This window comes from Flavobacterium succinicans, assembly GCF_001662485.1.
Lineage (GTDB): Bacteria > Bacteroidota > Bacteroidia > Flavobacteriales > Flavobacteriaceae > Flavobacterium > Flavobacterium succinicans_A.
Genome location: NZ_JMTM01000060.1, coordinates 197,443 through 209,487, shown reverse-complemented (window position 1 = coordinate 209,487; position 12,045 = coordinate 197,443). Strand labels below are relative to the sequence as shown.

General features: G+C 35.3%; 11 protein-coding genes. 5 read left to right on the top strand and 6 right to left on the bottom strand.

Annotated features, from left to right (window positions below; all coding sequences use genetic code 11):
* Nucleotides 1–29: 29 nt before the first annotated feature.
* From FLB_RS11165 to FLB_RS11140, 6 genes are all read right to left on the bottom strand, one after another.
* Entirely contained in the window at nucleotides 30–1,061 is a 1,032-nt protein-coding gene (locus FLB_RS11165; protein WP_064716031.1) for a VWA domain-containing protein, read from the bottom strand.
* Between the two features lie 128 nt (nucleotides 1,062–1,189).
* Nucleotides 1,190–1,570, bottom strand: a complete 381-nt coding sequence (locus FLB_RS11160; protein ID WP_064716030.1) for a GxxExxY protein — start codon at nucleotides 1,568–1,570, stop codon at nucleotides 1,190–1,192.
* 50 nt (nucleotides 1,571–1,620) lie between these two features.
* On the bottom strand, nucleotides 1,621–2,622 hold the full coding sequence (locus FLB_RS11155) for a vWA domain-containing protein (protein ID WP_064716029.1): 1,002 nt from the start codon (nucleotides 2,620–2,622) through the stop codon (nucleotides 1,621–1,623).
* Entirely contained in the window at nucleotides 2,622–4,250 is a 1,629-nt protein-coding gene (locus FLB_RS11150; protein WP_064716028.1) for a hypothetical protein, read from the bottom strand. Before FLB_RS11150 ends, FLB_RS11155 begins: the two co-directional genes overlap by 1 nt.
* A gap of 51 nt (nucleotides 4,251–4,301) precedes the next feature.
* On the bottom strand, nucleotides 4,302–5,165 hold the full coding sequence (locus FLB_RS11145; protein ID WP_064716027.1) for a DUF58 domain-containing protein: 864 nt from the start codon (nucleotides 5,163–5,165) through the stop codon (nucleotides 4,302–4,304).
* A gap of 82 nt (nucleotides 5,166–5,247) precedes the next feature.
* On the bottom strand, nucleotides 5,248–6,252 hold the full coding sequence (locus FLB_RS11140) for an AAA family ATPase (RefSeq protein WP_064716026.1): 1,005 nt from the start codon (nucleotides 6,250–6,252) through the stop codon (nucleotides 5,248–5,250).
* 212 nt (nucleotides 6,253–6,464) lie between these two features.
* Here FLB_RS11140 and FLB_RS11135 point away from each other — a divergent pair, with 212 nt between their 5' ends.
* The 5 genes from FLB_RS11135 to FLB_RS11115 all read left to right on the top strand — a co-directional run bounded on the left by FLB_RS11135 (nucleotide 6,465) and on the right by FLB_RS11115 (nucleotide 11,959).
* Nucleotides 6,465–7,337 carry an aldo/keto reductase family oxidoreductase gene (locus FLB_RS11135; RefSeq protein ID WP_064716025.1) on the top strand — a complete coding sequence of 291 codons (873 nt, stop codon included), beginning with the start codon at nucleotides 6,465–6,467 and terminating at the stop codon, nucleotides 7,335–7,337.
* 206 nt (nucleotides 7,338–7,543) lie between these two features.
* The gene (locus FLB_RS11130) at nucleotides 7,544–8,296 is read left to right on the top strand and encodes an SDR family NAD(P)-dependent oxidoreductase (RefSeq protein WP_064716024.1); all 753 of its coding nucleotides are present in this window, start codon (nucleotides 7,544–7,546) and stop codon (nucleotides 8,294–8,296) included.
* Between the two features lie 352 nt (nucleotides 8,297–8,648).
* A complete protein-coding gene (locus FLB_RS11125) occupies nucleotides 8,649–9,797 on the top strand; it encodes an ATP-binding protein (protein WP_064716023.1) in 1,149 nt (382 codons plus the stop codon).
* Nucleotides 9,798–10,054: 257 nt separating this feature from the next.
* Nucleotides 10,055–10,660, top strand: a complete 606-nt coding sequence (locus tag FLB_RS11120) for a sigma-70 family RNA polymerase sigma factor (RefSeq protein WP_064716022.1) — start codon at nucleotides 10,055–10,057, stop codon at nucleotides 10,658–10,660.
* A 120-nt stretch (nucleotides 10,661–10,780) separates the two neighbouring features.
* A complete protein-coding gene (locus FLB_RS11115; protein ID WP_064716021.1) occupies nucleotides 10,781–11,959 on the top strand; it encodes a FecR family protein in 1,179 nt (392 codons plus the stop codon).
* Nucleotides 11,960–12,045: the final 86 nt, after the last annotated feature.

The window sequence follows — 12,045 nt, the reverse complement described above, 5'->3', positions numbered from 1 at the left end:
TCAACTTCACATTGGGAGGTTAGAAAACTTTATTTCTCGTTAAACAAATTCAATTTTTTCACCCAACTTGTTTTGCGCTCTAACAGAAAAACATCTACCAAAAGCAACAGAAAACCAATCGCTAAAAACCATTGAAATTGAGATTGATACTCTGCCATTTCAGTCGCTTCAAATTCTGTTTTTTGGATTTTATCCAAAGTGTTTTTTACGAATTCTAACACTTCTTTGGTATTTGCACCGTTTACATAATTCCCATTCGTCGCTTTTGCAATACTTTTCAAGCTTTCTGGATTCAATTTTGTGATAACAATTTGATTGTCCTTGTCTCTTTTATAGCTTTCAATCACACCGTTTCGGCGCAAAGGAATCGTACCTCCTTTTTCTGTTCCGACACCAATGGTGATGATTTTCATACCAATTTTATTGGCTTCTTCGGCGGCGCTTTCAGCTCCTTCAGAATGGTCTTCTCCATCCGAAATCATAATCATCAATTTACTCGTTTTGCTTTTTTCATCAAAATAAGTAGCCGATAATTTAATCGCTTCGTCTAAAGAAGTTCCTTGAGACGAAACAATGTCGGTATTCATACTTTGCAAAAACATCTTCGCTACACCGTAATCTGAGGTAATTGGCAATACTGGAAAAGCACTTCCAGCATAAGCCACAATGCCAATGCGGTCACTGCCGAGTTGGTTGATGATTTGAGAGACGATTTGCTTGCTTTTTTCTAAACGACTTGGCGCGATATCCTCTGCCAGCATACTTTTAGAAACATCGACCGCGAAAACAATATCAATACCTTCACGCTTCACCGTTTCCATTTTGGTGCCAATTTTAGGATTTACCAATCCTAAAATCAAGCAGGCAAAAGCCAATACTAACACAATTAATTTCAATACCGATTTAAAACTAGAGCTATCTGGACTCAACTTTTGCACCATTTCAACCGAACCAAATTCGCGTTGTTTTTTTCTTTTCCAATACAAATTGTACAAGAAAACCACTACCAAAAGAGGCAATAGGATGAGTAGGTATAAATATTTTTTTTCGTCTAATTCCATTTGTATTTAACCACTAAGGGCACTAAGTTTTCACTAAGTTCACAAGTTAAATTGCAAACTGATATTTATTCTTTTCTATGTAATTATAAGTTTTTTATAAAATCTTAAAATTTATAATGACGGATTGTTTACAACCTCCCATTAATTACTCGTTTTACGCCATATTTTAACAAGCTCACATTAAAATTAATTAGCAAACCAAGTTTGCAATTTGACAATCTCAAATAAGTTAGTAACTGCGCTAAATGAACATCGGTTAAATCTTCAACAGCTTTAATTTCAACAATAAATTTCTCATCAATTAGTAAATCTATTCTATAACCAGCGTCTAATTTTACATCTTCATAAATTAAAGGCAATTTTTTTTGCTTTTCAATTTTGAAATTATGCTTATTTAACTCATAATACAAACATTCTTCATATGCACTTTCCAAAAGACCTGGCCCTAATTTTTGATGTACTTTTAAAGCACATTCGAAAACAATTTTTGAAATATCATTTTCACTCATTTTATTTACTTTGTGGCCTTTGTGCCTACTTAGTTTCTTTGTGTTTAACTTTAAATAAAACTTCTGTACACTGTATTTCTCAAACCAACTTCAATAAGTAACAATAGTCCCGCTAGCAATACAAAAAATCTGAACTTTTCATCATAATCATAGAACTTCAATTCTTCTATTTCTGTCGTTTCGAGTTTATTGATTTCGTTATAAATCTGTGCTAATTTGTCATTGCTAGTCGCTCTAAAATATTTACCATCGGTTTTTCGGGCTATGTTTTTCATTAATTGCTCGTCGATTTCTACTTTCATCATTTGGAACAAAAAGCCTCCGTTCGGTGCGATTGCATAAGGAAACATTGCCATTCCATTTGTTCCAATACCGATAGTGTAGACTTTGATTCCGTATTGTCTGGCAATATCTGAAGCCGTTTCTGGTTCAATAAAACCAGCATTGTTTACACCATCCGTCAATAGAATAATGACTTTGCTTTTGGCTTTGCTGTCTTTCAATCGGTTTACAGCTGTCGCCAATCCCATTCCAATTCCGGTTCCGTCTTGCAAAACGTTGTCGTATTTTATGCTTTTGATAGCTTCCTGAACAATGGCTTTATCACTAGTTACAGGAGTTTTAGTGTAGGATTCTGCAGCATACACTACCAATCCAATACGGTCATTGGGTCTTTCGTCAACGAAACTCGCCGCCACACGTTTTAAAGCTTCCATACGGTTGGGCTTTAAATCTTTGGCCAACATACTTCCTGAAACGTCTATTGCCATAACAATATCAATTCCTTTGGTGGTTTTGGTTCTATTGCTTACATCGACTGTTCTTGGTCTTGCCATTGCAATAATCAGCGACGCTAAGGCCAAAATTCTAAACACGCTCAAATACGGTTTCAACTGCACCCAAAATGATTTTTTGCCTTGAAAACCGGCTGTAGAACTCACTTTAAGCGAGGCTACTTGCTGGTTCTTTTTCCAAAACAACCAAGCAATAACTACTGGTAGAAACAAGAACAACCAAAAAAACTCAGGATTTAAAAAGGTGATTTTTTCCATTAGTTTCTTGTTAGTTTTAATTCAACAGAATTCAAAATACGTTCTGCTATTTTTATAGCGTACTCATCTCCTTCTTCGTGCAAAATCATAATTTGTTGCAATCCGCCATTTTGACTAAACAATAATATCTCATAATACAATTTCGTACTGCTATTGGATTTATCGTCAACTTTAGAGAATGTTCCGTAACCTTTGATACCTTTTAGTCCTTCAGGCGTTTCAAAATCTTCTTGCTTAACGAGCATATTTTGAGCGCCTTGTAATTCCATCATTTTTATAGAACTATCAAGGGCTTTTGACAAATCGAGGGCATTTTCTTGTTTGAAACTATAAGTAGAGACCATTAAATAGAAATTATCCAAAAAGCTTCCATAACCAAAGGATTGCATGTCTTTAATTAAGGCCAAACCTTCTTTTGGTAATGCTTTTTTCAAATCGACACGCATTAATACTTCTGGAGTTTCAATGATTACACCTGGATTTCCGTATTGACTTTTCACCCATTCGCCTTCTAGTAATTCTTTGGTTTGATGTCCGATAATCGAGTGTACGGTGTACATAAATCCTTTGGTCACCACAAAAAATAAGAATATTCCAACTACGATTCCTACACCAACACCAACATAAGTTCTGATTTTGGCTTTGCGTTCTTTTTCTAATTGCAGTTGTAATTGTTTTTGTTTTTGAGCTTCATTCAACACATTTTCCTCTTCAGATTCTACTACAACAGGTATTGCATTATCTAAGGTTAAAATGGCTTTCTGAATTTTGTTTCGATCCTCGGTAATTTCGAAATCAAGTGGTTTTGATTTAGCAAATTTCACCAAATCCGCTTGTTTTAAAACACGCTCTAAATTCTCAATCGTTTCTTGAGATAACTTCATTTTCTTTTTCTGAGAAGCCGCTTTTAGTCCTGCAACTAATTCCGCTGTGGTGCTTTCCATCGCTGGAATGGCTATGGCTTCTTCGATATAATTTCTGGCAATATCTGTCAATTCGCTATAATATGCTTTTACATCGCCTTTTTGCCAAAGTTCTTTTTGCTCTAAAGTATTCAATAAACTCGTGGCTTTTTCGATAGGCGTTTTGTAAACGACAACTTCTGGTGCCACTGTTTTTTTACGAATTTTGAGGTACCAATAGGCTACTGCCCCAATGATAACAAGAGCTATCAAAAGATACAACCACCAATTGCCCCACGAATTTTGTGCTTTGATGATCCCTTTGATGTCGTACATTTTTTGTTTCAAAGTATCGACAGCAACATTGGCTACTTCTACTTTAATAGAATCCGAGAAAAAAGGCTTTTTATCGATTAAAATTTTAACCGAAGGAATGGTATATTTTCCAGAATCAAACTGAGTCAAACCATATTTTTTGATTAACTCCAGTTGGTCATTTTTTTTAACGGTGTCAATCGGATAGGATTCGATTACTTCAAGTGGTCCTACATTTTTTAGGTTAGGAAAAGTAACCTTGGAAGTAGTTTTTACCGTAGTCTTTAGAGTTAGTTTAAACTCCGCGCCAATTTTATTTTTGGTGGTGTCTATAGACGTGAGCACTTGTTTTTGCTGAGCAAAAAGAGAAGTCGATAGCGCTATAAATAATAGGTAAAGTTTAATTTTCATTTGTTTTTAACTTTAACTTTTTCAACGATTTAAAAGACTGAAAAAGCTAGTTTAACGAGATTTAAAGTAACTTAATAATTTGGTCACATAACTTTCATCGACTCTTGTATTCACTACTCCTGAGCCTGACTTACGAAAAGATTCTTTGAAATAATTTACTTTATCTTGATAATGTTTTTCATAATTCATTCGAACTGTTTTTGAACCCGTATTGATTAATTGAGTTCGTCCTGTTTCGGCATCGAGCATCGTCACCATTCCTAGATTAGGCATTTTTTCTTCGCGAATATCGTACACTCGTATTCCAGTAATATCGTGCTTTTTAGAAGCAATCTTCAAGGTTTGCTCGTAATTTTCACACATAAAATCAGAAATCATAAAGACAATTGCTTTCTTTTTTTGAGTGCTTGATAGAAATTTCAAGGCTTGAGCGATATCCGTTTTATGGCTTTTAGGCTCAAATTCGATGAGTTCACGTATCAAACGCAAAACGTGAGAACGCCCTTTTTTGGGTGGAATGTACAATTCTATTTCGTCAGAAAACAAGATCAAACCTATTTTGTCATTGTTTTGAGTAGCCGAAAAAGCCATAGTTGCGGCAATTTCAATGACAATTTCTTTTTTGAACTGAGTGGTAGAGCCAAAATTTTCAGAACCCGAAATATCGACCATTAACATCATCGTCAATTCGCGTTCTTCTTCAAAAACTTTTACGTGGGCTTCGTTGTAACGGGCAGTTACATTCCAATCGATCGCGCGAATATCGTCACCATATTGGTATTGACGCACTTCGCTAAACGTCATTCCGCGGCCTTTGAAAGAGGTATGATACTCACCAGAGAAGATATGATCGCTCAATCGTCTGGTTTTGATTTCTATTTTTCGTACTTTTTTTAAAAGCTCTTTTGTATCCATTCTTAATTTGTTTAAAGTTTAAAAGTTTAAGGTTTCAAGTTCGTTTCAAAACAACTTGAAACTTTAAACGATAAACAAACTTTTACGGTACTTCGATTTCGTTTACGATTTTGTTGATGATGTCTACCGAAGTTACGTTTTCAGCTTCGGCTTCGTAGGTTACACCGATACGGTGACGCAATACATCGTGAACCACAGCGCGAACATCTTCTGGAATTACATAGCCACGACGTTTGATAAACGCATAACATTTGGCAGCATTGGCCAAGTTGATACTTCCACGAGGTGAAGCTCCAAAACTAATTAATGGTTTTAGGTCGGCTAGTTTATATTTCTCAGGATAACGCGTTGCAAAAATAATATCTAAAATGTATTTTTCAATTTTTTCGTCCATGTATACTTCTCGAACCGCTTCTTGAGCACGTAAAATTTGTTCTACAGAGACTACTGGATTTACTTTTTCGTAGCTTCCTTTTAAATTTTGACGAATTACAAAACGTTCGTCTTCCATTTTAGGATAGTCGATTACTGTTTTAAGCATAAAACGGTCCACTTGTGCTTCTGGTAACTGGTAGGTTCCTTCTTGCTCAATTGGGTTTTGTGTAGCTAATACCAAAAAGGGTTTGTCTAATTTGAAAGTAGTGTCACCAATGGTTACTTGCTTTTCCTGCATTGCTTCTAGTAAAGCTGATTGTACTTTGGCAGGCGCACGGTTGATCTCATCGGCAAGGACGAAATTGGCAAAAATGGGTCCTTTTTTGATAGAGAATTCATTTTGCTTGATGTTATAAATCATCGTTCCAACAACATCGGCTGGCAATAAATCTGGGGTAAATTGAATTCTACTAAATGACCCTTGAACGGCTTGAGACAAGGTATTAATCGCTAAGGTTTTGGCTAAACCAGGTACTCCTTCTAATAGAATGTGTCCTTGACCTAAAAGTCCAATTAGCAATCGCTCTACCATATGTTTCTGTCCCACAATAACTTTGTTCATTTCCATGGTAAGCAAATCGATAAAAGCACTCTCTCGTTCTATTTTTTCATTGATTGCTCTAATGTCTAAAGTCGTTGTATTTTCTTCCATTGTTTCGTTTTTATTCGCTTTGATATTTGTACCCTAATTTTGATGGTGCAAATTGAATTTTTTTTTAGACGTTTGGTGTTAAAAAATGGTTAAAAATTCGGCAGATTCCCGAATTTTAAGTAAGAATTATGATACTATCTATTAATTTTTAAGAACTTTGAAAAAATTACTTTATTTCCAAAGTTAAATTACACATTAATCACATTTTAAGCATGACTAAATCTTCATTATCCCCTATTATTGCTGGTGCGATGAATTGGGGCGTTTGGGACAAAAATCTCAAAACAAAAGAGATGGAAAATCTCATTCACATCTGTTTTGAAAACAAAATAACCACTTTTGATCACGCCGATATTTATGGCAGTTATACTACCGAAGCGCAGTTTGGTAAAGCTCTTTCGAATTCTAAAATAAAAAGAGAGCAAATTCAATTGATTTCTAAATGTGGGATTCAAATGCTGGCCGAAAAAAGAAAGAACACCATTAAGCATTATGATTATTCGAAAGACTATATTCTATGGTCTGTAGAAAATTCCTTGAAAAACCTAAAGACGGACTACCTTGATGTCCTTTTATTACACCGACCAAGTCCGTTGATGCAAGCCGACGAAATTGCAGAAGCGGTTGAAAAATTAAAATCCGAGGGAAAAATCATTGATTTTGGAGTGTCGAATTTTACCAGTTCACAAACGGAATTGATTCGACAAAAAACTCCGATTTCGTTTAACCAAATTCAATTTTCGGCTACGGATTATCAACCGATGCTTGACGGCAGCTTGGATTATATGCAATTGCACCAAATTCGTCCGTTGTCTTGGAATCCGCTTGGAAGTGTTTTTCGTCAAGAGAATATGCAAACTTTCCGCTTGCGTAAATTATTGGCAACGCTAGTTTCTAAATATGAAATTGGTGCCGACACGATTTTATTGGCTTGGATTTTAAAACATCCCGCTCATATTGTTCCAATTGCAGGAACTGTAAATGTGGCTCGTATTCAGTCGTTGATGAAAGCTACTGAATTACAATTGTCGCAAGAAGATTGGTTTGCGATTTGGACAGAAAGTATGGGTAACGAAGTTCCTTAATTGTAAGTATTGAAAATGATGCCAAAAAGGTAATTTGTTGCCTTTTAACCCCGATAGGAGCGGCATCCTTTTTTTATAAACCTGACAGGTGTTAAAAACCTGGCAGGTTTATAAAAAAAGATATAGCGGATAGCGGGACTTTGTCTCCTGATGATTCCCTTTGTTACTGTTCCTGAAATTCTTAAACTCTTATCCAATTACATTTTATGATAAAAACTGCCTTAATCACTGGTGCTACCAGCGGTATCGGAAAAGCAACCGCAACATTACTGGCTCAAAACAACTTTAAAATTGTGCTTTGTGGCCGAAGAAAAGACCGATTGGAAGCTTTGGAAAAAGAACTGAGTGCCTATACTGCTGTTCACCACTTGTGTTTTGATGTTCGCGATAAAAAAGCGGTTTTTGAAAGCATTGCGTCTTTGCCCGAAGCCTTTGCGGATATTGACATTTTGGTAAATAATGCTGGAAATGCGCACGGTCTTGACTCCATCCAAAATGGGAATATGGACGATTGGGACGCTATGATAGATATCAATATCAAAGGATTGCTGTATGTTTCTAAAGCGATTATTCCTAAAATGATTGCTAAAGAATCTGGACACATCATCAACATTGGTTCGATTGCTGGGAAGGAAGTGTACCCGAATGGCAATGTGTATTGTGCCTCAAAATATGCGGTAGATGCTTTAAACCAAAGTATGCGAATCGATTTGAATCCATACGGAATTCGTGTTGGGGGAATTCATCCCGGAATGGTTGAAACGGAGTTTAGCGAGGTGCGTTTTAAAGGCGATAGTGAACGTGCTGCTACTGTTTACAAAGGATTAACACCTTTGAGACCGGAAGATATTGCAGATATTATTCATTTTGTGGTGACACGACCTTATCACGTCAACATCGCAGACTTGATTGTGTACCCAACGGCTCAGGCTTCGCCAACTATTGTAAAAAGGAATTAACCTTTTATCACCACATAGATAGAATTCGTAGCTTTTAAAAAGGTTTTACTGTTCCAACATAGAGTTTATGACCATGCCGTTTCAGTGCATCTCGCTTTAGCTTTTAAAAAATTTTACACCGCAGATTCGCAAATTTTAAAAGATTCATACTAATTATAATAATTTGCGAATCTGCGGTTAAACTATATTCCAACCTTGAAGACTTTAAAGTCTGTTAAACCAAATCTATGGTTTTTCTATGTGGTTAGGTTTTTTATTTTTTTTAAAAAAGCTAGACAGTTCTTTTTCTTTACTATACCATCAAAAAAGTGTACTTTTAGGAACCCAAAGTCCATAAAAGACAACCTTAGTTATGATTAATAAACGCTTGCTTATTAAGAATCTATTGGCTCATAACGATGAGAGTAGTTTTTATGATAAAAAAAGACAATTGAATCTGCATTCTAGAGAAGGGAAAGCCAAGTTTTTGAAACACATTTGCGCACTGTCCAATTCCAATCCTACCAACAATTCATACATAGTCGTAGGCGTTGAAGATCAAGACAATGCCATTGTGGGCGATGATTTTTTTGACGACAGTCGGATTCAGAATTTGGTGAATGCCTTTCTAGAAAATCCGCCTCAGATTCAGTATGAAAATGTGCCTTTCCCCAATTTACCCAAAGAAAAAGTCGTTGGCCTTGTCACTATAAAACCCAATCCCAAAACCTCTTTCTTCAAAAAAGGAATTTATACCATACTTGCCAATACGGTTTATATAAGAAGAGGAAGCAATACACTTCCGGTAGAAGGCGAAATAGAACGCAACTATCAAAATACCGAAACGGTTATTGGGATTGAAAATAATTCACGCAACAGCATTGCCTATACACTAGATGGCGTGATTGATTTTATGAATTTCCGCCACAAAGATATGTCGCCTAAATATAAAGTTTTCAAAGAGTTGTTCGTGATTTGCTGGGCGGGAATAGCCAAACATTACAAAGGAAAAACGTATTTGTCTAGAGTAGACATTGCCCTAATCAACGAACAAATTAAGCTGTTTTACTCCGCTCAAAATGTGGTAGAAATTACATTTGACGAAGATACCTTTACGATTATTGAATATGTTCCTTTGGGTTTGAACGACAAAACCAGTTTTTATCCTTTGGAACAACAAACCATCCATTTTCATGACAATGGCTATTACAAAATAAATAGGAAATTTCTGTTTGAACCTCCAGCATTCAATACCAAAATGTTGTATCACATCTACAATGCAAATGGAGCTTTGCTAAACAAACTAGAAAAAGGACAAGTGCTAAACGATAGAGAATTAAAAGACTTAGAAAATTTACCTTCTACTTTGATGATTTGCTACCTCAACGGATTTGAGGATGCCAAACAAAAATTGATTGATGCCAAATCCTTACTCAAACCTTTTCCGCAAGTGTATTTGTCATTTAAAGAATCGCTACGAATTTTGAGAAAAATGAAGTATGATAAAATTCATTTAGAATAATGTTTTTTATTCTCATTTTCCCTACTTGTCGTTCATTTGTTTCTAAATAAAAATGTCAGACATAATACCCTTCATTTTTTGAACAAAAACCATTTTTTATTGAAAAAATATAATTTTTATTCAATATTTAATCCATTAATTATCAGAATGCAATAGAAAAACCTCATTTTTATTGACTATATTTTTTTTATCAAATAAAAGTAAATGCTGGTATATTTTTCTATGTTTGCATTTCCTTAACATTATTTTAACCAATTATGAATTCATCTTTTATTGCCTCTGATGAATCTTTGATCCTATCACAAATTGCTCTTGGCAATGAATTGGCTTATACTCAAATGGTGGGAAAATATTGGAAAAAAGTAGTGCTTCACGCCTTAAGTTTTGTAAAATCGTATCCTGTTGCCGAAGAATTAGCGCAAGATGTATTCATTCAAATTTGGGAAAAACGTGAAAAATTAGAACAGATTCAAAGTTTTGATAATTATCTTTTCATTGTAAGTCGCAATCTAATCATTACTCACATCCGAAAAAAATTGATTGAAACCGCTTCTTTAAAAGAGGAAAAACTACAAGAATTATTCCTTAAACCCGACGATCAATACGAACTTGAAGAACTCAATTCGATTATTCTTCAAGGAGCAAATTTATTGACGGATCCTCGCAAAACCATCTTTATATTGAGCCGACTGGAAGGCAAAGACACCGACTATATTAGCAAAGAGTTGGGTCTTGCCAAGAGAACCATTAGATGGCATTTACTAGAGGCACTCAATTTTTTAAGAATCCACATGAATAGTCAATACGGCTGGTGTTTTTGGTTAGTTTTTACGCTTTCTTTATTTTTTATCAGCATAAAATAAGCTATTAATCAGGCTTTTATAAAATATTTTTATTTTTTTTTACTTTTTCATTGCCACTTTCGCTACCACAACTCGTCTTTATGATTAGAAGGGTTGCTATGCGTCCTAAACTATAAAACTATGTATCAAAAAGAAGTCTTTAAAAAGTTAATGCGACAATACGTTTCAGGAGAAATTTCTACTGAAGGCAAAGCGCTTTTACTCCAAATGATTGATGATCCGCTATATGCAAAGGATCTTGACGCTATCCTTCGAAAAAATTATGATCAGGTCCAAACTAGTGAAGCAGAAACCCTTTCTACGGCAACTTTTATTCACTCTTTAAGAGAAAGAATAAATTCAAACTCAAAAACTGAGGAAGAGCAAGAAGAAGAAATTGCAACACCTTTGTTCAATTGGAGAAGAATTGCTGCTGCAGCAAGTGTCCTCTTAGTGTTAGGAATAGGTTTTTACAAATACACAAAAAAAACTTCAACACCTACGATTGTAGCTACAGAGAAAAACATAATCACACCCGGAACTTCGGGAGCAATACTTACATTGGCCGACGGATCTCAAATTGTACTCGATAGTGTAGCCAATGGTGTTTTGGCCAATCAAAACAGTGCTGTAATATCCAAGAAAGGCGGAACTTTAGTATACACTCCTGGTAACTCCAATACTGCCGCCCAAAACAATATGGCAACTCCAAGAGGAAGACAATATCAATTGGTACTTTCGGACGGTACCAAAGTTTGGCTCAATGCTTCGTCATCTATTACATTTCCTACCACTTTTATTCATAAAGAGAGGAGAGTTGCCATTACAGGAGAAGCTTACTTTGAAGTTGCCAAAGATAAAAATCATCCTTTTATAGTTACCGCAAATGACATTGAAGTAAAGGTATTAGGAACGCATTTTAATATCAATAGCTATCCAGAAGAAAAAAGCACCAAAACCACGCTTTTGGAAGGAAGTGTACTCGTAAGCAACAAAAAAGAAAAGTCACTTTTGGAACCAGGACAACAAGCCACCCAATCTCAAACAGGAACTTTAAATGTAAAAAAACTTGAAAATCTAGACGAGATAATAGCTTGGAGAAAAGGCTTGTTTTACTTCAGCAATACGAGTCTAGAAAATGTGATGCAACAAATAAGCAGATGGTATGATGTAAATATTGTTTTTGAAAAAGGTGTGCCTGCTCGCAGTTTTGATGGCGAAATCAGTCGAGAGTTAAATTTAGATCAAGTATTAAAAATTTTAGAAACCAATAATATCCATTTTAAAATAGAAGGAAAAACAATAAGGGTGCTCCCCTAAAAAAGATTGATTTGTGATCCAAAAAAAACCAGCAAATGTTGGAAGCATTGCTGGCTTATTCTTCGTAAAAAGAAAATTAAAATTGG